The organism is Bradyrhizobium betae (genome assembly GCF_050632175.1).
Classification (GTDB): Bacteria; Pseudomonadota; Alphaproteobacteria; order Rhizobiales; family Xanthobacteraceae; genus Bradyrhizobium; species Bradyrhizobium betae_B.
Map to the genome: position 1 here is coordinate 703,630 of NZ_CP192576.1, position 23,020 is coordinate 726,649.

Genomic DNA, 23,020 nt, shown 5'->3' on the forward strand with positions numbered 1-23,020 from the left:
CCCGAATAAATCAAGGCTTTAGGCCGCAAAATATCCCCATTGGGGCAAGCTTGGGACATTGCGTGCGTTCTTCGGATGGGATATCCGACCGCTGCCTCACACGGGCCTCATGGATCACAAGACCGCGGACGGACTTCGCTTTCGTCGCAAATGATGGAAGCTTACTGCAGTTCAGCTGTCTCGCTTGGAAACGTCTACACGTATCGCGAGACTTTCACCGCGCCGACATTGGTGACGACCTGGTCGGGATCTCAACGACGGAACTTTTGCACTTTGCAGGAGCGTGCTACGCGCTCGAAAATGCCTGTCGCTGGCCGACGCCCCTCGTCCTGGCGGATCGGATGGCAGACACTTCTGCAACATATGATATCCCGGTAAATTGACAGCCGCCGGAATCGACCGTGAGGACGCGACGAAATCCCGCACCGTTGACAAATAGACTGAACACACGTTGAACTTGCATCAACGGCCATAGGGTTTGCAAATCCGCAATGAAGCCTGTCACCCATTACACGTTTGGACCAAAGCAGCTAGCCGCGCTGATGTATGCTTGCAGCGCAATCTGCTGCGCATCCCTCATTTGCGTCGCAGCCCTCTATCCTGAATTTCACATCACGTTTCATCCCGGGTGGCTCTTTTCGGCAGTTCTCGCAACTCTGTCGTTCGCTGGTCTCTCCTGGCTGTTTGCCTATGCGCGATTCAGCTTCGGATATCTGATTGGCCTCTATTTCTATGCAATGATACTGGGCTATCTCTGGCTCAGCACCTTCTCGCAACTTTCGTACAACCATGCGCTGAGCGGACTATCTGCGGCCGTATCGGCTGCGTCGTTCCTGTTGCCAGCTCTGCTCATCACCACGCCTCTGCGGCAGATCTGCCCGCTTTCGATCCGCTCTGTCGATCGGCTCCTCATTGCGATCCTCGTGGCTGCGATCGCAACAGTCGCGGCTGGCGCAAAATACAATTTCAAGCTCGTCGCGCTGGAGGACATCTATCAGTTTCGGGGCGAACTGGCGTTCCCGACGATCCTCAATTACGCGATCGGAATCGTCTCGAGTGCCCTGCTGCCTTTCGCTTACGCCTGCTTCGCCCTGCGTAGCCATTTCTGGCGCGCAGGGCTCGTCGTTTTGCTCATGCTCCTCTTTTATCCGGTCACTCTCTCCAAAATGTCGTTGTTCGCGCCGGCTTGGCTCGTCGGCCTCACTGTCGCCTCCAGGATTATCGACTCGCGGGCCACCGTCGTCTTGTCGGTCCTGGTCCCCGTATCCCTCGGATTGATACTCTACGCCTTGCACAACAGCGGAGTACTCGCCTCAGGCATGTCCATGGCCTATTTCGGTCTGGTCAACTTTCGGATGACGGCAATTCCGTCACTGGCAATGGAGTACTACAACTACTTCTTTGCGACGCACGAGCTCACCCATTTTTGTCAGATTCGACTGCTGAGCCCGCTCGTCGATTGCCCTTACAATGAACCGCTGGCCGTGATCATCTACAAGTACTTCGGCATAGGCGGATATTTCAACGCATCCCTGTTCGCGACTGAAGGTATCGCCTCGGTCGGCGCGGTGTTCGCGCCACTAACGGCATTAGCATGCGGCCTGGTCATCGCAACCGCCAATCGCATGTCGACCGGATTGCCTGACCGGTTTATCATGCTTTCCGGCGGCGTTCTCGCCCAGGCTTTCTTGAACGTTCCTTTCACGACGACCCTCCTCTCTCACGGAGCCGGCTTCACATTTCTGCTCTGGTACCTGATGCCGCGAGAAATGTTCGAACCTGGCCCCGGAAAGCAACACACTTGAACGATTGGGCGTCCGATACGCCGGAGCAAGCGTTATCGACGCTGGACCTGAAAAGGATCGCGCGCCCCGGGATCAGAGATCCGGTAGGTTCGCCCGTTCGTGTTGGGGTCGCTGTTGTCGCTGGTCGAGAAGAGGAGCATGTTGGCGTTGTGGTGCCAGAACAAATAACGCCCACCGCCTTCGACTAGCACATCCCGATTTGTGCTATGTGCCGGGCCGAGCGGCTTGTCGTCCTCGTACAGGATCAAAGTCGATTGCTCCCGATGATCCTTATCGTCCGCCGTCGCCCCGGGGATCACGGGATAAGTCATGAAAGCGTTCGAGTTATCGTAGCGAACGAAGGGCGCCGACAAAATCGTGCCGTCCGGCTGCGGGCGCCTGTTCAGAATCAAAACAGCAGGAGCGTATGCGACCAGCATCGCTACAACGGCGGACAGGACGCGCATCACTTCTCTCTTCGCGCGATCGACTGTGCTGCCGCATACGCGGCAATCATCTTGTTTGAGGTTTGACGCGACAGCGCCCCGATACGACGACCGAAGAAGATATCCCACTCGGCATCAGTCAGCACCGGCATCCCCATTTCAGACGCAATGCGCCTGGTCTCAGGCTCAATTCGGGGATCGATCTCATCGGCCATTCCTGCACCATTGCTCTGCCTCACCAAGCAACTTCCCTTGCCCGGAAATTCATACTAGACGCACGAGACGCAATTTCAATGGCCAGCTCCGCATGCCCCATGTCAGGTTGGGCTCGAAACTCCGAGGATATTCGGCGGAAACCGGGCCACGCGCTACGTTGTGCCTCCAACTTGAATGAGATATTTGAAGCGTTCAATGGGTCTTCCTGCCGATATCGAGGAGCATCAAGCCGCCGGGGGATCCTCTTGCGCGGCAGTGACCGCAGCATCGCGCTTCTCATCCTGGGCCATCTTGTTCTGGGCTGTATCTCGTTGATCTGCGTCGCGCGGTTCTATCCTGAGTACCATTTCTTCTTCCGCAACGAGATGCTTCCCGCGGCGGTCGCTACGATTGCTGCGTTCGCCGTCCTGACGTTTCTTTTCGTCCGCGCCCGTTTCAGCTTCGGGTATTTTGTCGGCTACTACCTCTTCTTGATGATTGCCGGCTTTCTCTGGTTGAACAACTTCTCCGGGTTCGGCTACGACCATCGCCTGAGCGGCCTCTCGGCGGCCGTTTCGGTGGTGGCTTTCCTGGTACCTGCGCTTTATCAGCCGACACTGCCGCGTTTGCCTGTATTGACGCCGCAAGTCTTCGAGCGGCTGCTGACAATGATTGCGTTGCTCGGCGCCGCCGTCGCTGTCATCGGCGCGTACTACAATTTCAGGCTGGTCGGGCTTGAGGACATCTACAAATATCGCGACGCCATGACCGCGCCGGCTCCGGTGAACTATTCGGTCGGGATCATGACGACCGCGCTGCTGCCGTTCACATTCGCATGCTACGCGCTTCGCGGCAGCTACTGGCGGGCGGGCAGCATCCTGCTGCTGCTGCTGTCGTTCTATCCGGTCACGCTAAGCAAGCAGGCCTTCTTCGCTCCGGCCTGGCTTGTGCTGATGCTGGTGGCGACGCGGTTCCTGGACCTTCGGCGCGCCGTCATTTTGTCGATGCTGGTTCCGGGCGCGGCAGGCCTGATTCTGGTCGGGCTCTACCATCTCGGCCTGTTTCCGGAACGACTCGCGATGACCGTCTTCCAGTTTGTGAACCTCCGCATGATGGCCATCCCGTCACTCGCGATGGACTACTACAACGAGTTCTTCTTTACACACGAGCTGACGCGCTTCTGCCAGATCAGCGTCTTGAAGCCGATCGTGCCTTGCAGCTATGGGGAACCGCTCGCGGTCGTCATCTACAACTGGTTCGGCATCGGCGGCTACATGAACGCATCCCTGTTCGCGACCGAAGGCGTCGCATCGGTCGGCCCGCTGTTTGCTCCTGTCTCGGCGCTTGCCTGCGGCATCGTCATCTCCATCGCCAACGGAATGTCCGCCGGCCTGTCCCAACGTATCATTCTGGTATCCGGGGCACTGTTGCCTCAGACGTTCATGAACGTTCCCTTCACGACGGTGATGCTGACGCACGGGGCGGCGCTGCTATTTCTCCTGTGGTACGTGATGCCGCGCGGCATCCTCGAACAGGGGCGCTGAAGACTATGCGTATCCTGATCCTCAATGCCGACTATCCGCGGTTCCTGTCCTGGCTCTACCGCCGCCATCCGGGCCTCGAGAGCCAGCCCTACGCGGTGCAGATGGCGGCGCGAAATGCCAGCCTGTTCGGCGTCGCCGATTTCTACTCGCGCAACTTCGCCGCGGCGGGACATGTCGCCGCCGACATTCACGTCAACAATCCCTGGATGCGGGCGGCCTGGGCGCGCGAGCATGGCCTCGTCGCCGAGCAGCCGCCGTTGCCAGGCGCGGACGTGCAGCGGCAGGCGATCCCCAACTGGCTGCAGCGCACGATCGCACCGTTAAAGCCCGTCCTCAGACCGCTGGCGCGCAAGGTCGGGCTGAGTCCGCGGCTCGATGCGCAGGCGGAAAAGATCCTGCTGGCGCAGATCGAAGAGTTTAGGCCCGACCTCGTGCTCAACCAGGACGTCTTCCACGTCGACGCGCGCCTCGCGCGCCAGATCAAAGGCATCGGCCGCCCGATCCTGATCGGTCAGGTCGGCATCCTGCCCTCGCGCGGCCAGGACTGGTCGGCCTATGACCTGATGATCTCGCAGCTTTTCCGCGTCGTTCAGTCCTTCCGCGATGTCGATGTCAGGTCCGAGGTGGTTCATCTGGCCTTCGAACCCGGTATCCTCGACGTTCTTCCGGCCGCGCCCGAGCGCAGCATTGACGTTTCCTTCGTCGGCGCCGTGTCAGCGGATCACCAGCGGCGGGTGGCACAACTCGAAGCGGTGGCTCGGAGATACGATCTGAAGCTCTACGGCAGCGGCCTGCACACCCTCCCCGCCTCGTCGCCGCTGCACCGCTGCTACCAGGGCGAGGTGTGGGGCGTGGAGATGTACCAGGCGCTCCGCTCGTCCCGGCTCACGCTCAATTCGCATATCGACATGGCCGGGCGCGAGGCCGGCAACGCGCGCCTGTTCGAGGCGACCGGCGTCGGCACGTTCCTGCTGACCGATTTCAAGGACAATCTCGACACCTTGTTCGACGTGGACCGCGAGGTCGCAGCGTGGCGGTCGGCCAACGATTGTCTCGCCGAGATCGATCGTTACCTGGCCAACGAAGACGAGCGCCGCGCGGTTGCCGCCGCGGGGCAAGCACGGACGCTTTCGACCCATACGTTCAGGCAACGGGTCGACCACATTCTCCGCCTCGCCAGCTGAAGCTCGCGGGCCCTTCCGCCCTTGACGGTGTGGGCCAAAATAGCCAAAGTGCCCCGCATAGCGACGCTATGTCCCTATAATCACAGCGGTTTTTGTCGAGGCCTCGGATGGAACACGTCGAACATGTCAGATTCGGCGAGCAGCTCTACGCGATCATCGTTCGCGCCTCGTTTCGCGAGCCCGGGATTACCTTCTTCTCGTCGCCTGAACTGTCGCAACAGCTCGCCTTCATGAGCCATCCTGAAGGCAAGAGCATCGCTCCGCATCGTCATAACAAGGTGACGCGCGAGGTGCATTTTACGCAGGAGGTCCTCCTGATCCAGAAGGGCAAGCTGCAGGTCGATTTCTATACCGAGGCTGAGGCTTATCTGGAGAGCCGCGTGCTCGGCGCCGGTGACATCATCCTGCTCTGCAGCGGCGCTCACGGCTTCCACGTCATCGAGCCGCTCGAGATGTTCGAGATCAAGCAAGGCCCTTATGCCGGCGAGAACGACAAGACGCGCTTCCCTGAAGCGCCGGCGTCCGAGATGCGGGTCAAGGGTCCTGCGCTGTGAGCCCAGCCTTCGTTCCCGTCAATACGCCGCTCCTCGACGGCAACGAGGCCGAATATCTCGCTGAGTGCATCCGCACCGGATGGATCTCGTCGGAAGGCCCGTTCATCAAGCGCTTCGAGGACGCGATGGCGCGTGCCGCAGGCCGACGGCACGGCGTTGCTGTCACCAACGGCTCGGTCGCACTCGACATCGCCATTCACGCGCTGGGGCTCGAGGCTGGCTCCGAAGTCATCATCCCGACCTTCACCATCATCAGTTGCGCCGCCGCCGTGGTGCGGGCGGGCCTCGTTCCCGTCGGCGTGGATTGCGATCCCACAACCTGGAACATGACGATCGAAGGTGTCGAGGCAGCGCTCACTCCGCGCACGCGCGCGATCATGCTGGTCCACATCTACGGCCTGCCGGTCGATCTCGACCCGATCCTCGAACTTGCAGGCAAGCACGGCCTGAAGGTGATCGAAGACGCCGCCGAGATGCACGGCCAGACCTATCGCGGCGCGCCATGCGGCAGTTTCGGCGATGTCTCGACCTTCAGCTTCTACCCCAACAAGCACGTCACGACCGGCGAAGGTGGCATGATCCTCACGGACGACGACGCGTTCGCCGACCGTCTCGGCAGCCTCCGCAACCTCTGCTTCCAGCCGCAGCAGCGCTTCGTCCATGAAGAGCTCGGCTGGAACGCGCGCATGACCAACCTTCAGGCCGCGCTCGGCGTCGCCCAGGTCGAGCGGCTGCCGCAGACGGTCGAGCTCAAGCGCCGAATCGGCCGGCTCTACGACAGCCACCTCGGCAACGTCGATCGCGTCAGCCGCCCCGTAGCCCGGACCAACTATGCCGACAACATCTACTGGGTCTACGGCGTCGTCCTGAACGAAGACGTCCCCTTCGACGCCAAGGAGGCGATGCGGCGTCTGGCAGACAGGGGCATCGGCACACGACCGTTCTTCTGGTGCATGCACGAACAGCCGGTGCTGCGGCGCATGGGCTTCATGCTGGACGAGCAGCATCCGAACGCGGAGCGCATCGCGCGGCGCGGCTTCTATCTGCCGAGCGGGCTGGCGCTGACCGAAGATGACATCACGAGGTCCGCGCAGGCGCTGAAGGAGATTTTGGCGTGAGCGTGTTTGCCGACTACGCCCCCTGGTACGATCTTTTGTACCGGGACAAGGATTACGCCGCCGAAGTCGACTTCGTCGAAGCACGGCTGCGCGACCACGGCATCGGCTCGGGCAAGCTCCTCGATCTCGGCTGCGGCACCGGCGTACATGCGATCGAATTCGCCCGCCGCGGCTGGGACGTGGCCGGCGTCGATCTCAGCGCCGACATGATCGCGAGGGCGAACGCGCGCGCCGCGCAAGCCGGCCTCGAAATTCCCTTCCGGCAGGGCGATGCCTGCGCGGCCGGCCCTGAGCGAGACTGCGACGTGGTCGTGTCGCTGTTTCACGTTGCAAGCTATCAGAACGACCGCGACAGGCTGGAGGCGCTGTTCCGCACCGCTCATGCCGCACTGAAACCCGGCGGCATCTTTTTCTTCGACTATTGGTACGGCGGCGCCGTGCTCGCCCAGGGCGTCGAGACGCGCGTCAAGATCATCGAGCAGGCACCGCTGCGCCTGACCAGGATTGCGCAATCGCACCACGACGAGCCCAAGGCCACGGTGCTCGTGAACTACACGCTGTTCTGCGAAGACACGGATCGCTCCACGATCCGCCGCGTCGACGAGACCCACCGCATGCGCTACTGGTTTCCGTTCGAGGTCGAGGCCGCGCTCACGATTTGCGGATTCGAGCCGGCCGGCAGCCATGCATGGCTGTCGGACACCGCACCGAACACCAGGGACTGGGCCGCCTATTCCATCGCCAGAAAGGCCGCGCAGCCGTGAAACGCTATCACGTCGGCATTTTCCTCGAGCTTCCGCTCGACGTCGGCGGCGGCTTCCAGCAGTCGCTCACCGACATCCTGTGGATGCGCGACTGGGCGAAGAGTGCGGGTATCGACGTCACCGTGTTTACGACGCTGTCCGACAACGTCGCGATTCTGGCCGATCTCGGCGTCAACAGCGCGTATCTGAAGCTCGGCTGGCTCGATCGTCTGTTCCTGTTCCTGAAATATTGGGGGCCGTTCGACCTGCTGCAATATGCCGTGCGGGTCTGCGCGCCGTTCGAGAAGAAGCTCTCCAGGGCGGACGTGGACATCGTCTATTTCACCACCACCTCGAACTGGAACCTGGTGCTCTACAAGCTGCCGTTCATCATCACGATCTTCGACGGCTGCTTCCGCGACAGTCCCGAGTTCGATGAGGTGCGCGAGTTCGGCCAGTTCGAGCGGCGCGATATCGTGTGGCGCAGCGCCGTCACCAAGGCAGCGATGGTCATCACCAATGCCGATGAACTGATCGACATGCTATGCCGGCGTTACGCCATGGAGCGCGACCACGCCGTCTGCATCCCGTTCTCGCCGTCGCTCTACGTGTCGCGATCAGGCGCGACCGGTGAGGTCGAGGACGTCGCAATCCTGAAGAAGCACGGCATCGAGCCCGGCTATCTGTTCTATCCGGCACAATTTTGGTCGCACAAGAACCACGCGACCATCCTGCTCGCGATGCGCCTGCTCAGGGATCGGGGCGAAAGCCACACCCTGGTGCTCTGCGGCTCCGACCCCGGCGCTCTCGCTGCATTCGAGGTCCTCGTCGCGCAGCACGGCCTCGGCGATTCCGTGCGCATGCTCGGCTTCGTTCCCTCCGCTGAGCTCGGCGCGCTCTATCGCGGCGCGAAGGCGCTCGTCATGGCCACCTATTTCGGTCCCACCAATCTGCCGCCGCTGGAGGCGTGGGCAGTCGGCACCCCGGTGATCTATCCGGAAGCCTTCAAGGCACAGGCCGGCGACGCCGCCATCCTGTTCGACTACGACGATCCTGCCTCACTCGCTAAGGCGATTGTCCAGGTCGGCTCTGCGGAAGAACGCACTCGGCTCGCCATCGCAGGCAAGCAAAGGCTCGCTTATTTTGCCGAGCGGATCGACGAAGGACACCGGCAGCTCGCCCGGCACCTGATGCGGCTGAGATACCGCCGCTACCCTCAGATCTACTGAAAGCCGCGCAACGCCCGGGCATGACGCGGTCGAATAAGGCTCGATGGCCGATGCAGCCGCGGGTCATTCATTTGAATTTCCTTCGAGACCGATCCGCGCATGCTCGTATCCGCGATCGAGAATGTTCTGCCACCAGGTCCGATTGCAGCAGAACCAACGGACGGTCTTCACGAGACCGCTCTCGAAATCTTCCCGCGGGCGCCAGCCCAGTTCACGTTCGATCTTGCCGGGATCAATGGCATAGCGGCGATCGTGTCCGGGCCGATCGGGAACGAAACCAATCAAACCACGGCGTTCGGCGGCGCCGGGCGAGATGTCGTCGAGCAGGTCGCAGATGCGCTCTACCACCTGGAGATTGCTCCGTTCGCAGCGCGCACCGATGTTGTAGGTCTCTCCAATCCTGCCGTGCTCAAGCACCAGCGTCAGGGCCTCGACATGGTCGGCGACATAGAGCCAATCGCGGACGTTGCCGCCGTCGCCATAGATGGGCAGTGGCTCGTTGGCCAACCCGCGGATGATCATATGCGGGATGAGCTTCTCAGGAAAATGATACGGCCCGTAATTGTTCGAGCAGTTCGTCACCATGGTAGGAAGTCCGTAGGTCTCCCTCCAGGCGCGGACCAGATGGTCTGACGATGCCTTGCTGGCAGAATAAGGCGAGTTCGGAGCGTAGGCGGAGTCCTCGCTGAACAAGCCGCTTTTTCCGAGCGATCCGAACACCTCGTCGGTCGAGACGTGAAGGAAGCGGAATCGCGCACGCCTCTCCGGCGCCAGCCTTCGCCAGTGGTGCAGGGCCTCCTGAAGCAGGATGAAGGTGCCCACCACATTGGTCTGGATGAACTCTGCCGGGCCGTCGATCGAACGGTCGACATGGCTTTCCGCAGCGAGATTCATAACCGCGTCAGGCTGATATTTGTCGAACAGCGCGCGCAAACCAGAGCTATCGCCGATGCATTGTCGTGCAAACACATAGTTCGGATGATCGAGGGCCCCCGGCAGCGAATCGAGATTCGCCGCGTAAGTCAGCTTGTCGATGTTGACGACGCGCGCGCCTGTATCCGACAGCAAATGGCGGATCACGGCGGAGCCGATGAAGCCTGCGCCGCCGGTCACGAAGATGGTGATGCCATCGAAGCGCATTCGGTCTCTGCTTCAGGAGCCGCCCGCGTCGCGCCCGAACGAGCGAAAGACCGACAGCAGATATTGGCCGTAGCTACTCTTGGCGTTCTTTTGCGCCAGCTTCTCGAAGGCTTCAAGGGAGATATAGCCCTGCCGCAGTGCAATCTCCTCGGGGCAGGCAATGCGCAACCCCTGGCGCTGTTCGAGGATCTGGACGAAATGGCTGGCTTCGACCAGCGATGAATGCGTCCCGGTGTCGAGCCAGGCCATGCCGCGGCCCATGAGACGCACAAATAGATCCCCACGCTCCAGATAGACCCTGTTGACGTCGGTGATTTCGAGCTCGCCGCGGGTCGACGGCGTAATCTGGGCGGCAATGTCGAGAACGTCGTTGTCGTAGAAATAGAGCCCGGTGACCGCGATATTGGAGCGCGGCTGCGACGGCTTCTCCTCGATGGACAACGCGCGCCGTCCACTCGCATCGAGCTCGACCACGCCATATTCCTCGGGCTTGTTGACGGTATATCCGAAAATCGTGGCTCCCTGCCCGCGTACGGCGGCCTGGCTCAGCATCTCCGGCAATCGACTGCCATAGAAAATGTTGTCGCCCAACACGAGCGCAACGGAATCCTTTCCGACGAAGTCCCGGCCGACGATGAAGGCGTCAGCCAGTCCGCGCGGCTTGTCCTGATGGGCATAGGAGAAACGCAGGCCGATCTCGGAGCCGTCGCCGAGCAATCGCTGAAAGAGGGGCTGGTCGTGCGGCGTCGTGATGATGAGGATATCCCGAATGCCGGCAAACATCAGGGTGGATAGCGGATAATAGATCATCGGCTTGTCGAAGACAGGCAAGAGCTGCTTCGACACCACGGCCGTGACCGGATAAAGTCGGGAACCCGTCCCCCCGCCAGGATAATGCCCTTCATGCGTCCTCGAAGCCTCGTCCGGCCATTTCAACTTGATAATGGATGATGGGCTCACCGTATAGCCGGTTCTGCGCACGTCCGCCGAGCAACTCTAAGCAGGAATACAGGCGATCAGCCTATCGCGGCGCTGTTTGCTCAGAAGCGGGCTGGCGAGCATTCCGACCACGATCAACCAGATTGTGCTCTCGCCAATGAAGTGAACGTAGCTGCTTCCGGGCACGACTGAAGCAATCCCGCTGCCGATGAACCAGCCTGAGGACACGATAACCGTCGCGACTGCCATCAGGAAGACCGTATGACGGACCGGGTGTCGCAATGTCGTCCCGGTAATGGCGAACCCGAGAATTCCGAACTGGACCACAACGTCGCTCGCGACGACCGCTATCGCTGCTCCAAGCGGTCCAAGCCAGCGTATCAAACCCACCGAAAGCACCGCGAATACAACGAATTGTAGTCCCTTGACCCGGACCAGGAGCCCTCCTCGATTGCTATGATTGGCAAAGGAAAGCGCCAACAGAGAGGGGGCCACGGCGGCCGAGCCGAGCAGCAGCGTGATGGCGAGCGGAGCATCGTAGGGAATGCTGCCGTGCGTCCACAGCGCGAAGAAGTCGTGCCAGAAGGGCAACAGACCCGCGACGATGACGCAGGCAAGTACCGTCACAAAGACCGAGCCGGTGGCGTAGAGCTTGCGTAGCCGCTCCCTGTCGCCGATCGCATAGTCCTGACCGAGCTCGGCCGCCAACGGTAGCGCCGCCTGCAGGCAGAAGCCGCGCACCAAACTCGCGATCACCCGCGTCAACCCCCATTGCGCCACCGCAACGCGGTCGGCGACGAGGGCACTGACCAGCAGCACGGGGAAGTTCACCAACGCCAGTTCCGTGAGGTTCGCGACCGCGAAAGGAAAGCCGCGGCCGAATTGCCCAATGTCCCAACGCCAACTTTGCTGGCGGGCGCGCCGGCCCCGGCGCAGAAATGGAAACCGGCGCGGCGCGTCATAGGCGACCAGAAAGACCGTGAACAGAAGCTGCATCGAGACGAAGGCAATCACGACCGCGAGGAGATTCCCGAAAGTGGCGACCGCGACCAGCTGCGCGATTTGACCGAGCAGGAGCACTAAGTTTTGGATCCAGACCGTCCGGCCATATTTGCCTCTCGTGCGATAAAGCCCGGAGACCAGATTGGACGGTAACGTAAGCAGCATGCCCACGGTCATCACGATAAATGCGGCATCGAACCAAGGCGTCGCCTGAAAGCCCAGCACCAGCGAGGGTCGCGCAAGGTAGGCGCAAGGCAACAGCAGAGCACCCAGCGCCACGATGACCCCAACATAGATCCGCAGCACGCGCGCGTAGAAGTTCGCCGTCCGCCCGTCGCAATCAGCACAGGATTTGAAGGCAAGAAAACGGTTAATGGCTCGCATCTGCAATCCGGCGTCGGCGATGACGACCAGACCACCTGCCGCGTAGATCGCAAGCCACGCCGCCAGCTGGTCGCTAGACCAGAATTGGAGGAACGCCGGAATCAGAAGCAGCTGCTGGGTCAGGCCCAACAGCATCTGGACCAAGTTTGCCGACCAGCCGTGAATAAGCCGTGTGCGTCGGCCGCCGGTCTCGGTCGGGGCGACCGTCTTGCCCGGAGCATCAACGCGCGCGTCGGTCAAGTCTCGAACCTTCCTGGCTAGATAATCGGCAGAAAACCGCCCGGATCGCATTCAACAGACCGCCAGCACGCGACACCGGTCGATCGCATCCCGCCGCCTATTGATTCCCGTTGCGGAAACCACCACACTGGAACAATGCGATCGGACCGTTGAAAGCGCGTCTTAAGGCGGATAGACAGCTTAGGCAATGGCATCCGAATTTATCCCCTTCAACCGTCCCTACATCACGGGCAAGGAGCAGGCCAATATAGAGCTTGCTCTGAAGGGCCATCATCTTTCTGGCGACGGGCCTTTCACCCGGCGTTGTCATCAATGGCTCGGGCAGCACACCGGCAGCGCCAGGGTGTTGCTGACGCACTCTTGCACTTCGGCACTCGATCTCGCCGCGATCCTGCTCGACCTGAAGAGCGGTGACGAGGTCATCATGCCATCGTTCACCTTCGTCTCGACAGCGAATGCCTTTGTGCTGCGCGGAGCAATCCCGGTCTTCGTCGACATCCGCGAGGACACGCTGAATCTCGACGAAGGCCAGATCGAAGCTGCCATCACTTCGCGAACCCGCGCGATTGCGCCGGTGCACTATGCCGGCGTCTCCTGCGAGATGGATCCGATCGTGGCAATCGCAAAGCGCCACGGCTTGCGCATCGTCGAGGATGCCGCACAGGGCATCCTGGCAAGCTACAACGGCACGCCTCTTGGCTCTATCGGCGATTTTGGCTGCTTGAGCTTCCATGAGACCAAGAATATCATATCGGGTGAAGGCGGCGCGCTGCTGGTGAACGATCCCTCGCTCGGCTTGCGCGCCGAGATCATCCGCGAAAAGGGCACCGATCGCGGCCGCTTCTTCCGGGGGAGGTCGACAAATACACCTGGCAGGACGTCGGTTCGTCGCTTCTGCCGAGCGATCTGATCGCGGCTTTCCTGTGGGCCCAGATTGAGGACGCAGAAAATATCACCCGCGAAAGGCTCGCGATCTGGGACAGATATCACGCCATGCTGGCGCCGCTCGAACAGCGCGAGTTGTTGCGTCGTCCGGTCGTGCCCGCCCATTGCACCCACAACGGCCATCTCTATTACGTGCTGCTGCCGCAAGGCACCGATCGTGACACGGTGATCCGCAAGCTGCGGCAAGCGGAGATTCAAGCGGTCTTCCACTACGTGCCGCTGCATTCCGCGCCGGCCGGGATGCGGTTCGGGCGCGGGCATGGCGATCTCCCGCGCACGACCGACCTGTCAGAGCGCCTGCTCAGACTACCGTTCTGGATCGGCCTGCAAGAGGCGCAGCAGCAGCGAATCTGCGACTCGCTCGGCGCGATCCTCGGGGGCTAGAGCTCGATGCCGAAACGTGTCCAGCGGCTATCCGACCTGATCGTGCTCAGACAGTGATTCACAGCCCGTCCGACTCGCCGTTCTTCGGCGTGGAGCGCGGCACGAAGGGCGCAAACGACGTATCGGTCGTGGTCGGCATCGTCAGCTTGCCGGCGTCCGCCGGTGCGGTGGCGGCTGCCGGCGGAGCCGCTGCCGTTCCGTCCAGCCGCTGCAGCGCCAGAACCTCGCTGCGATCGCCCTGCTTGAACGTAACCTCGCGCGGCTGAACCTCGGTCAGCGACCAGCCGCCGAGCGATTCGCCCTGCCGCAACCGCACGACCTTCTGATCGGCACGATTGACGAAGATCGCGATGGCATCGCCCTCGCCCACCACGGCCCCGACCAGCAGCAGCGGCGGAGCCTCGACCGGCCTGGGCGGCGTCGGCACGTTCACCGCTTCGACCGGCGAAGCGGCGACCGCGCCCGGCGGCGGCCGGCGCATGGCCGAAAAGATCGGGCGCTCCTGCGTCACCGTCAGGGCCGACAGTGGCACCGACCACAACGGATTGCCGCGGGGGATCGGCTTGCTCGCAGCCTTCGCCGGCCGCGCGATCGGCTTCATGGTGCCGACATCGACGCTTTCGGCGGGGCTGCTCGCGGCATCGTCGGACAGGATGTCCATGCGCGACGAGGTCGCAGCCGGACTCTCGGCGATGCCCAATGACGCGATGACGAGCAGCGCGAACAGCATGGCTAACCCTGTCGATCCCATGCACCTGGACATCGGAATTCCCTAGCGGCCGCCGGCACGCAGCAAAGCCCGCGCAGCAGCCTAGTTCCGATAGGCTTCGCCAGCAACCCGGGCTGAATCGCTCGGCCGGTGCGGACATGCCGCGCGTTCTCAATTCTGCGCGTGTTGCGACGCATGAAAATGTTGCTCAATGGCCACGTTCGCTCGAATTTCAAACGGAAAAAGCGGGAACCTTGCGCAATTGGCCCCCCGTTCATTGCGGGGCGTTGCGACGCCGTTAGACTATGATACCGGCGCGCGGTTGCCTCGCGCTCAAGTTGCGCATTCGCCGGCGATTACTTTGCTGATTTGAGAGAAGCGATGGCTGAACCGAAAATGGCGCGTGGGAGCAGCCGACACAGGGTGAGTTCCCTGTTGCGCCGCGCCTTGGCGACCCTGCTCGCGACCACCGCGCTCGGCGTCGTTGCTGCCCATGCCGTCGACGGCACCTGGGTGGGCGGCACGTCCAGCGAGTGGACGGATGGCACGAATTGGACCTCGACCCCGGCCGTGCCCGACGGCACCGCCACCTTCACCAACACCGGCACGCCGACGGTCGACAGCAACGGCCTCGTCGGCATCGGCGCCGTGGTCTTCACGGCCGTGCCCGATGCGCAGGCCTACACCGTCAACATCAACGACATCTTCCTGGTAAACGGCGCCGGCATCTCGAACAATTCGACCAACGTCCAGACGTTCAACGTCGGCTCCAGCATGGTGTTTACGAATTCGAGCACCGCAAGCGGCGGCAGCAATGTCGTGACGTACAGCGTCAGCGGCGGCTCGATCAGCTTCAACGACACCTCGACCGCGGGCACAGCCAACATCACCAACAACGGTGTCGTCGAGTTCAACGGCAGCTCCAACGCCGGAACCGCGGCGATCGTCAACAATGTGGTGATGAGCTTCTACGACGCGACCTCCGCGAGCAGCGCCAACATCACCAACGCCGCCGCCGGCTTCCTGACATTCAACAACACAGCGACCGCGGCGACCTCGACGATCGTCAATAGCGGCTCGCTCACCTTCGGCAACTCCGCCACGGCCGGCAGCTCCAGCATCACCACCGACAATGGCGGCATCACGAGCTTCACCGGCACGTCGACCGGCGGCAATGCCGGCTTCATCACCAACGTCGGCGGCACGGTCGACATATCGGGGCTCTCCAGCGCCGGCATGACGGCGGGCTCGATCGCAGGCGCCGGCGACTATTTGCTCGGCGCCAAGACGCTCACGGTCGGCGGCAACAATGTCTCGACCCAGGTCGACGGCGTGATCTCCGGTACCGGCGGCGGCCTGACCAAGGTCGGCACCGGCACGCTGACACTCACGGGCACCAACACCTATACGGGCGCGACGACGATCTCGGCCGGAACGCTGGCGCTGTCGGGGAACGGCAGCATCGCGAGTTCCAGCGTCGTCACGGTGAACGGCACATTCGACATCTCGGCCTCCTCTTTCCCGTTCAACGCCATCACGACGCTCGCCGGCAGCTCGAGCGGCATCGTCAACATGGGTGCCCGCGGGCTCTTCATCAGCAACGGCTCGACCGAATTTGCCGGCGTCATCCAGGGCACCGGCGGATTCGAGGTCGGCGCCGGCACCCAGACGCTCTCGGGCGTGAACACCTACAGCAACGTCACCCAGATCGATGGCGGCGCGACGCTGGCCCTGAAGGGCAGCGGCTCGATCGCGAACTCGCTCTACGTCGCGTTCGCGGGCGCGGGCGCCACGCTCGATATCTCCCAGACCACGTCCGGGACATCGGTGACGCAGCTGTTCTCGTTCGGCGCCAACGGCGTCGTCGCGCTGGGATCGAAGACTCTGACCCTCACGGGCAGCAGCGGCATCGCGTTCGGCGGCGTGATCCAGGACGGCGGCATCGGCGGCGGAACCGGCGGCAATTTCGCGATCGCGACTGGCGCGGTGCAGCAGCTCTACGGCACCAACACCTACACCGGCACCACGACCATCGCGAGCGGCGGCGAGCTCGATCTCGTCAATTTGGGCGGCGGCGACGGCAGCATCGCCACCTCGAGCAACGTCATCGCCAATGGCATCTTCGACATCCAGAATTTGAGCGCCGGCACCTCGATCAGGTCGCTGGCGGGCTCGGGCAACGTGAACCTCGGCGCCAACACGCTGACAATAACAAACGGCATCGGCAATTTCGCGGGAATCATCGACGATGGCGGCGCGGGCGGAGGCCTGACCATGGCCGGCGGCACGCAGACGCTGTCCGGCGCCAACACCTATAGCGGCGCCACCACCGTGAACGGCGGCACGCTGGTGGTGGACGGCTCGATCCAGAGCGCCACCACCGTCAACGCCGGCGGCACGCTCGCCGGCAGCGGAACGGTGGCCGGCGTCGCAGTCACCGGCGGTACGCTGGCGCCGGGCAGCGCGGCGAGCCCATTCGGCCCACTGACGGTCAACGGATCGCTCAGCTTCACCGCAGCTTCGACCTATCTCGTCCAGGTCTCGTCGACCAACGCCAGCCTCGCCAACGTCATCGGCGCAGCCACGCTCGGCAACGCGACGGTGAGCGCGAACTTCACCTCGGGTACGGTCAAGAAACAGTACACCATCCTGTCGGCAACCGGTGGCATCGGCGGCACCACCTTCAATCCGGCCGTCGTCTCCAACATGCCGACGATCAACGCGACGCTGAGCTACGACCCCAACAACGTATTCCTCAACGTCAACGTCGATTTCGCGCAAGCCGGCGGCCTCAACGTCAACCAGCAGAACGTCGCGAACACGCTGACAAATTTCTTCAACGCGACCGGCGGCATTCCCGCAGCCTTCGCCGCACTGTCACCGGCGGGGCTGACCACCGCCTCCGGCGAGCTCGGCACCGGCATCATCCAGTCCGCGATCAACGCCGACGGCCAGTTCCTCAATTTGATGCTCGACCCGACCGTGATCGGCCGCTCGGGCGGCTTCGCCAAGGCGGGCAGCGTCGCGCAATTCGCCGACAGCGATGACATGGCCGCCTATGCCAGGATGCGTCCGGCTACCCCGCGCGAGCGCGAGGCCTATGCCATGGCGACCAAGGCGCCGCTGCTGTCCTCGCAGCCGAGCAGCCGCTGGAGTGTCTGGGCCGCCGGCTACGGCGGCTCGGCCGATGTCGGCGGCAATGCGCAGGTCGGCTCGCAGGACCTCACCGCGCGGGTCTGGGGCGGGGCTGCCGGCGCCGACTACAGGCTCTCGGTCAACACGCTGGTCGGCTTCGCGCTCGGCGGCGGCGGACTGAACTACTCGGTTGCCAATGCGATGGGCTCGGGCTCGGCCGACCTTTTCCAGGCCGGAATCTACGGCCGGCACAATTTCGGACCGGCCTATGTCTCGGCCGCGCTCGCCTATGGTTGGCACGACGTCACCACCAACCGCACCGTGGCGCTCGCCGGTGCCGACCAGCTCCAGGGCCGTTACAAGGCCGATACATTCTCGGCGCGGTTCGAAGGCGGCTACCGCTTCGCAACGCCGCTGGTCGGCATCACGCCTTATGCGGCCACGCAGGTGACGAATTTCAACCTGCCCAACTATTCCGAAGTCAGCCTCAACGGCGGCGGCCTGTTCGCGCTGAACTACGCCTCGCAATCGCTGACCGACACCCGCTCCGAGCTGGGCCTGCGCGCCGACAAAGCCTATGCGATGCAGAACGGCGTGCTGACCCTGCGCGGCCGCGCCGCCTGGGCGCACGACTACAATCCGAGCCGCGCCGTCACCGCTCTGTTCCAGACCCTGCCCGGCACCAGCTTCGTCGTGAACGGCGCCAGGGTCGATGCCGACTCCGCGCTTCTCAGCGCCAGCGCCGAGATGAAATGGCTGAGCGGCTTCTCGATCGCCGGCACCTTCGACGGCGAGTTCTCAGGCAACGTCACCAGCTATTCCGGCAAGGGCGTGTTCAAGTACTCTTGGTGAGCTCAAAACGCCGGCCCTACTTTCCTGCCTGCCACTGGCCGGAGACACCCAAAATCACCCTGACGCGGCCGGTGCCGGCTTCGTTCTGCGCAGTCGCCTGCGGCACCTGGACGTCGAGCTGGTCGACGAACAGGAACGGCATGCCGGCTTCGAGGTCGTAGAGCACCTTTTGCAGCGCGGGCTGCTCCAGCTCGCAGCTCATGACGAGGCCGACGAAGCCGTCCTTCGCCTGCGCGCCTGCGACGTCGACCTGCGAGGACTGCACCGATCCGCCGACATTGCCGACCGCGGCGGCAACCCGCTGCAGCAGATTTGCGCCCGCGACCGTCACCGTCGGCCCTTCCAGAAACGGCGTGCCCGGATGCTCTACCGATGTTGTCGCGGCATTCCTGGCGCCACCCTTGCGGCCGCGCAGCTGGTCGAGCAGGTCGGAGGTCTGCGCCAGGGCCTGGCGGTGGGCGATGACGTCGGCGATCGACAGGCCCGCCATCAGCAACAGCCCGCCTGAAACTGCGAGATAGAGCGTGACCGCAATCAGCGGCGAAGCCGAGAGCGCCCGCGCGATGGCGTTTCCGCTGGCGATCCCACCGATGCTCTTGACGCTGCTCATGGCGCGTTCCTCGGTTCGATCTGCGCCTCGATGTGGAAGCGCTCACCGGGATCGGAGGAGCTGCGCGTGGTCGGAGCGTAAAAGGTCGCGCGGGTGAAATGCTGCGACTGCTCGATCAGCGGGATCAGCGAGGGCGCATCGCGCGTGATGCCGGCAATCTGGATCTTGTTGCCGGACACATGCATCTCGGTGACATAGGTGTGGTCCGGCAACACCCGGCTCAACGATTCCAGCACGATTACGCTCGCCGGCGTCTCGTATTTGCGGCGGCTCGAGCAGTGCGAGCGGCGAGCGCTCGCCGCCGTCGCTGCCGCGAAGCGCGGCACGGCGCTGGGTGATCTGCCGCTGGAGCTCGCTCTCCTGGGCTCTCGAGCTGTCGGCGAGATAGCCTGCCGCGACCGATCCGACGACGGCTGCGACCGCGGTGAGAGCCAGCGCCACCTGCAGCAGCCGGCTCAGCCGCGCGGGATCGACCGCGCCGCGCGATTTCTGCTCGTATACCTTGATGCGTCCGCCTTCGGGCCCTTCCGTCGCGATCGCAATCGCAGAAGGATGGAAGCCGGACACCGCCTCGACATAGCCGATCGCCAGCCGGCGCGGTGCCGCCGCGATCTGCGTGACGAGGCTTTCGCTGCCCTGCGCCGATGGCCGGCTGCAACCGAACACGGCCTCGCTCGCGCTCCACGGCGTCAGCCGGTCGATCTGTGCCCGCACGATGCCGTCGAGGAAATCCGCCGCACGGGCCGGCAGCTCCAGCGGGCGGAACAGAAAGCGCGACGGCCGCAGCACGATCTCGACCCGGCTGCCACGGACGATCTGAGCAAGGTTGGTGCTTACGAACTTGCCGTCCTCGAAAGCGATCTGTTTCGGCATGTTCTCCGACTTCGCGGCCTCCAGCGCGAACGCGCCGGTCTCGGCCTCGACCAGCCGCACCACGCGCGGCGACACCATCCGCTCCAGCCCGGAGACGATTGACGCGGCCACGGTGCCGGTCCAGGCATCGACAATGGCGCGAAGGGACCCGAGCGAACTCATCTCACAAAGGCTTTCCGGCAGAACCGTCGAAGGCGTTGTGCCACGACAATACACGATAAGGCTCATCGCCGCTTTCGAGAAGCAGGATGACGATCTCGGTCGAGCTCCGCCGGTGCGACGGCGCCTCGACGGCGACCGTGAGCCGGTAGGTCTTCGAGCCCTCGATCGTCGCAGCGGCGCTGCCGGCGATCCCGACCAGGGATCGCCGGTCGATATTGGGATCGGCACGGTCGCGCAACAGCTGCTGCAGCGTTTGCGGCGTCACGCCCGGCAGTGCCGCCAGCACCTGCGGCGCGGCATCGAGCACGTTCACCGTCCGCATGTTGCTGAATACGGTGACGAAGGGCAGCACGCGCTCGACGATTGCGGGCGGAATGCCGCGCACGAGCCAGAGCTCGTCGCTGTGCGGAAACGGCGCATGGCGCGGCAGATAGGACGCGCCGAGCGTGCGGTAGTAGGAATCCTCCGGATTGTCCTGCCCGGGCTCCGTCGACGAGCGCCAGGCGAGAATGCGGTCGGCATAAACCGGCGCGTCCGCCGCGGGGACGCCGAGCGCCGTCATCAGGCCCGCGAGGATCGACTTCGGCGCCATGTTGAGGTCGATGCGCGCCGCCTCTGAGCGGAACGTGACGTTCACCCGGCCAGCGCCGACGCGGGCGTTGAATGTCCCGCTGGTTGGACGCGTGGCCTCGGGCTGCGCCGAAAGCCGGTAGGCCGCAAGTTCGAGCCCGGCAGCCACCAGCGCATCGGCCTGCAAGCGGTCCGTGTTGACGGCGACCGTGACCGCGGTGTTGGTGACATAGCTCAAATAGATCAGCGCGAGCGCGGCCAGCGCCGCCAGCATCCAGAGCACGACGACGACGATGAAGCCGCCGCCGTCGCGGAGCGAGTTGCATCTAACGCCGCTCACAGCTGCTGCTCCTCTTTCTCCGCCTGTTGCGGCCGGCCACGTGCCGCAACGCAAGTGGCCGGATTTTTCGCCCGCGCGCATTCGGCCGGTGCCGTGATATGCGGCACCACCGCGGCCGAAGCCGCCAGCACCTGGCCGGTGGCACCGTCGCGCACAGTGATACGGATGCGATCCGGCAGTTGCGGCTGGCCGCGCCAGACCGGCTGCCACCGGCCGTCCGGCCCGGCATAGGAAAAGCTCACGCGGAACGGCGCGCGAGATCAAGACGACCTGGTCGGCGAAGCGGATCTGTCCGTCGGTCGGCATTGGCTGGAACGGCGCGCGCTCGCGCACCAGCGCGAGGCCCTGCGCATCGGCCTTCTCGATCAGTCGGACGAATTCGAGCCCCGGACGCGCGCTCGGGCCGAGCGCGGTACGCAGGAAGGTCACCGACAATTCGGCGCCGTCGAACAGTGGCAACTTGGCGTCACCATTGACCGTCATCTGCTCGGCAACCGACAGATCGGCGGCGATGCGGTCGAGGCCGGTGGCGAGGCGCTCCGCCCGCTGTACGCGCGCAATGCCGCGGTTCCAGTTCGGCAGCCATTGCGCCGTCACCGTCGCCAGCGCCGCCAGGATCACGGTCATGAGCAGCGTAGCGAGCAGCACCTCCAGCAGTGTGAAGCCGGCCTCGTCGGCAAATGCGCGGCGCAGGCGCATCATTGCGAGCCCCGCGGCACCAGCTTCACCGTCGTGACCTGGATCGCGCTGCCGTCGGCGCGCTGGAGGCGCAGATTGACGGCCATCGGCACGAAGCGATCGGTGGCGGGATTACCGCCCGTCACGCTCATCGGTGCGACATCGACCCGCCAGCGACTGCCGGCGAGCTCACCGACCTGACGGCCAGGCTTCAGCAAACCGCGCGCCGGCAGGTCCGCAAGCAGTCGTGCGGCGGTGCCTGACAACGCCAGATGCTGGTCGATCGAACGGGTGCCCTTCGCCGTCGTGGCGATGACCGTGCCGATCGTCCCGAGCACGATCGCGATGATCGCGAGCGCGACCAGCGCCTCGATCAGGGTGAAGCCCGCGGCGTCAGAGCAGCTTCTGCGGGACAATCTCGACACCTCCGGTCAGCCAGTTGACGCGTACCTCATAGCCCATGCCCGGCCGCGCCAGCGCGATCGTGCCGCCGCACGACATGCCCGACGGAAAGAAATCGATCGACCGACCGGCCGCGCGATCGGCGCAGCGCGAGGCCAGCGTCGCCTGCACGACCACGTCGCCCGGCAGGCGGATTGTCCGCCCGGTGACGCCGGACCGGATCGCGCGCGCTTCAGCGTCCACCTGCGTCACCACCCGCACTTGCCTCCGCAACGCCGCGTTGCGGTCGGCCTTGAGCAGCGCTGCGGTCTCGACCGCGTAGCTCTCCAGCCTGGCGCGCGTCGTCGTGCGCGGGATCGCCGGCAGGATGATCGCCGCAAGCAGGCCGATGATCGCGAGCACGCACAGGATCTCGATCAGCGCAAAGCCGCGCGCATCTCCGATGTCCTCAGCGCGCGCCGCTGACAATGTCGGCCGCCGTTCCACTGCCGCCTTCCTGACCGTCCGATCCGAGCGAGATGATGTCGTAAGGTGCGCTCGTCCCGGGCGAGCGGTAGACATAGACGTGGCCCCAGGGATCGTTCGGTACCACGCCGCCGCGCAGATAAGGTCCGTTCCAGCCGGTCTGGTTGTTGGTGCGCGTCAGGCCCGCGAGACCTTCATTGGAGGTCGGGTAGCGGCCGACATCGAGATAATAGAGATCCAGCGCGCTGGAAAAGCTCTCGATCTGGATCTTGGCCGCCTTTGCCTTCGACTCGCTCAGATAGTTCAGCACACGCGGGCCAACCAGCGCCATGATCATCCCGATGATGGTGATGACGACCAGCATCTCGACCAGGGTGAAGCCGGCCTCCCTCG

22 protein-coding genes and 1 pseudogene are annotated in these 23,020 nt (G+C 63.7%); 11 read left to right on the forward strand and 12 right to left on the reverse strand.

Annotated features, from left to right (window positions below):
* Positions 1-491: 491 nt before the first annotated feature.
* Positions 492-1,805: a hypothetical protein gene (locus ACQ86E_RS03590; RefSeq protein WP_431204223.1), complete on the forward strand. Its 1,314-nt coding sequence runs from the start codon at positions 492-494 to the stop codon at positions 1,803-1,805.
* Positions 1,806-1,837: 32 nt separating this feature from the next.
* On the opposite strand, the gene ACQ86E_RS03595 is transcribed toward ACQ86E_RS03590, so the two are convergent.
* Together ACQ86E_RS03595 and ACQ86E_RS03600 are read right to left on the reverse strand one after the other, a co-directional pair.
* Positions 1,838-2,251, reverse strand: a complete 414-nt coding sequence (locus ACQ86E_RS03595; RefSeq protein WP_431204224.1) for a hypothetical protein — start codon at positions 2,249-2,251, stop codon at positions 1,838-1,840.
* Positions 2,251-2,445, reverse strand: coding sequence for a hypothetical protein (locus ACQ86E_RS03600; protein WP_431204225.1), 195 nt, complete (start codon positions 2,443-2,445; stop codon positions 2,251-2,253). Before ACQ86E_RS03600 ends, ACQ86E_RS03595 begins: the two co-directional genes overlap by 1 nt.
* Before the next feature lie 246 nt (positions 2,446-2,691).
* Between ACQ86E_RS03600 and ACQ86E_RS03605 the strand changes: the two genes are divergently transcribed.
* The 6 genes from ACQ86E_RS03605 (at position 2,692) to ACQ86E_RS03630 (ending at position 8,797) form a co-directional block, all read left to right on the forward strand.
* Positions 2,692-3,969 carry a hypothetical protein gene (locus ACQ86E_RS03605; protein WP_431204226.1) on the forward strand — a complete coding sequence of 426 codons (1,278 nt, stop codon included), beginning with the start codon at positions 2,692-2,694 and terminating at the stop codon, positions 3,967-3,969.
* Between the two features lie 5 nt (positions 3,970-3,974).
* Positions 3,975-5,153 carry a CgeB family protein gene (locus ACQ86E_RS03610; protein WP_431204227.1) on the forward strand — a complete coding sequence of 393 codons (1,179 nt, stop codon included), beginning with the start codon at positions 3,975-3,977 and terminating at the stop codon, positions 5,151-5,153.
* 107 nt (positions 5,154-5,260) lie between these two features.
* Complete coding sequence (locus tag ACQ86E_RS03615) at positions 5,261-5,707, forward strand: hypothetical protein (RefSeq protein ID WP_431204228.1); 447 nt, start codon at positions 5,261-5,263, stop codon at positions 5,705-5,707.
* Complete coding sequence (locus ACQ86E_RS03620; protein WP_431204229.1) at positions 5,704-6,825, forward strand: DegT/DnrJ/EryC1/StrS family aminotransferase; 1,122 nt, start codon at positions 5,704-5,706, stop codon at positions 6,823-6,825. The genes ACQ86E_RS03615 and ACQ86E_RS03620 overlap by 4 nt, the downstream gene beginning before the upstream one ends.
* The gene (locus ACQ86E_RS03625; protein WP_431204230.1) at positions 6,822-7,589 is read left to right on the forward strand and encodes a class I SAM-dependent DNA methyltransferase; all 768 of its coding nucleotides are present in this window, start codon (positions 6,822-6,824) and stop codon (positions 7,587-7,589) included. The genes ACQ86E_RS03620 and ACQ86E_RS03625 overlap by 4 nt, the downstream gene beginning before the upstream one ends.
* Complete coding sequence (locus tag ACQ86E_RS03630; protein WP_431204231.1) at positions 7,586-8,797, forward strand: glycosyltransferase; 1,212 nt, start codon at positions 7,586-7,588, stop codon at positions 8,795-8,797. Before ACQ86E_RS03625 ends, ACQ86E_RS03630 begins: the two co-directional genes overlap by 4 nt.
* 63 nt (positions 8,798-8,860) lie before the next feature.
* On the opposite strand, the gene rfbB is transcribed toward ACQ86E_RS03630, so the two are convergent.
* The 3 genes and pseudogenes from rfbB to ACQ86E_RS03645 all read right to left on the reverse strand — a co-directional run bounded on the left by rfbB (position 8,861) and on the right by ACQ86E_RS03645 (position 12,502).
* Complete coding sequence (rfbB, locus tag ACQ86E_RS03635) at positions 8,861-9,937, reverse strand: dTDP-glucose 4,6-dehydratase (RefSeq protein WP_431204232.1); 1,077 nt, start codon at positions 9,935-9,937, stop codon at positions 8,861-8,863.
* 12 nt (positions 9,938-9,949) lie between these two features.
* Positions 9,950-10,842: pseudogene (rfbA, locus tag ACQ86E_RS03640) on the reverse strand (glucose-1-phosphate thymidylyltransferase RfbA).
* Between the two features lie 91 nt (positions 10,843-10,933).
* Positions 10,934-12,502 carry a lipopolysaccharide biosynthesis protein gene (locus ACQ86E_RS03645; RefSeq protein ID WP_431204233.1) on the reverse strand — a complete coding sequence of 523 codons (1,569 nt, stop codon included), beginning with the start codon at positions 12,500-12,502 and terminating at the stop codon, positions 10,934-10,936.
* A gap of 187 nt (positions 12,503-12,689) precedes the next feature.
* Between ACQ86E_RS03645 and rffA the strand changes: the two genes are divergently transcribed.
* Positions 12,690-13,412 carry a dTDP-4-amino-4,6-dideoxygalactose transaminase gene (rffA, locus tag ACQ86E_RS03650; protein ID WP_431204234.1) on the forward strand — a complete coding sequence of 241 codons (723 nt, stop codon included), beginning with the start codon at positions 12,690-12,692 and terminating at the stop codon, positions 13,410-13,412.
* Positions 13,412-13,831, forward strand: coding sequence for a DegT/DnrJ/EryC1/StrS family aminotransferase (locus tag ACQ86E_RS03655; RefSeq protein WP_431206386.1), 420 nt, complete (start codon positions 13,412-13,414; stop codon positions 13,829-13,831). The genes rffA and ACQ86E_RS03655 overlap by 1 nt, the downstream gene beginning before the upstream one ends.
* Positions 13,832-13,889: 58 nt before the next feature.
* Here ACQ86E_RS03655 and ACQ86E_RS03660 read toward each other — a convergent pair whose 3' ends face one another.
* Positions 13,890-14,561: a hypothetical protein gene (locus tag ACQ86E_RS03660; protein ID WP_431204235.1), complete on the reverse strand. Its 672-nt coding sequence runs from the start codon at positions 14,559-14,561 to the stop codon at positions 13,890-13,892.
* A 360-nt stretch (positions 14,562-14,921) separates the two neighbouring features.
* Between ACQ86E_RS03660 and ACQ86E_RS03665 the strand changes: the two genes are divergently transcribed.
* A complete protein-coding gene (locus ACQ86E_RS03665) occupies positions 14,922-18,527 on the forward strand; it encodes an autotransporter outer membrane beta-barrel domain-containing protein (protein ID WP_431204236.1) in 3,606 nt (1,201 codons plus the stop codon).
* A 16-nt stretch (positions 18,528-18,543) separates the two neighbouring features.
* Here ACQ86E_RS03665 and gspM read toward each other — a convergent pair whose 3' ends face one another.
* Positions 18,544-19,137: a type II secretion system protein GspM gene (gene gspM, locus ACQ86E_RS03670; RefSeq protein ID WP_431204237.1), complete on the reverse strand. Its 594-nt coding sequence runs from the start codon at positions 19,135-19,137 to the stop codon at positions 18,544-18,546.
* Positions 19,134-19,322 (reverse strand): PilN domain-containing protein, encoded by a 189-nt coding sequence (locus ACQ86E_RS03675; RefSeq protein ID WP_431206387.1) that lies wholly within the window; start codon positions 19,320-19,322, stop codon positions 19,134-19,136. Before ACQ86E_RS03675 ends, gspM begins: the two co-directional genes overlap by 4 nt.
* 13 nt (positions 19,323-19,335) lie before the next feature.
* Here ACQ86E_RS03675 and ACQ86E_RS03680 point away from each other — a divergent pair, with 13 nt between their 5' ends.
* The gene (locus tag ACQ86E_RS03680; RefSeq protein ID WP_431204238.1) at positions 19,336-20,112 is read left to right on the forward strand and encodes a hypothetical protein; all 777 of its coding nucleotides are present in this window, start codon (positions 19,336-19,338) and stop codon (positions 20,110-20,112) included.
* Between the two features lie 61 nt (positions 20,113-20,173).
* Here the strand turns inward: ACQ86E_RS03680 and ACQ86E_RS03685 are convergent, their stop codons facing one another.
* From ACQ86E_RS03685 to gspG, 4 genes are read right to left on the reverse strand one after another with little or no spacing between them, the layout of a single operon-like run.
* Complete coding sequence (locus ACQ86E_RS03685) at positions 20,174-21,784, reverse strand: general secretion pathway protein GspK (RefSeq protein ID WP_431204239.1); 1,611 nt, start codon at positions 21,782-21,784, stop codon at positions 20,174-20,176.
* Entirely contained in the window at positions 21,781-22,176 is a 396-nt protein-coding gene (locus tag ACQ86E_RS03690) for a PulJ/GspJ family protein (RefSeq protein ID WP_431204240.1), read from the reverse strand. Before ACQ86E_RS03690 ends, ACQ86E_RS03685 begins: the two co-directional genes overlap by 4 nt.
* On the reverse strand, positions 22,154-22,648 hold the full coding sequence (locus ACQ86E_RS03695) for a pilus assembly FimT family protein (RefSeq protein ID WP_431204241.1): 495 nt from the start codon (positions 22,646-22,648) through the stop codon (positions 22,154-22,156). The genes ACQ86E_RS03690 and ACQ86E_RS03695 overlap by 23 nt, the downstream gene beginning before the upstream one ends.
* Complete coding sequence (gene gspG, locus ACQ86E_RS03700) at positions 22,611-23,000, reverse strand: type II secretion system major pseudopilin GspG (RefSeq protein ID WP_431206388.1); 390 nt, start codon at positions 22,998-23,000, stop codon at positions 22,611-22,613. Before gspG ends, ACQ86E_RS03695 begins: the two co-directional genes overlap by 38 nt.
* Positions 23,001-23,020 lie beyond the last annotated feature (20 nt).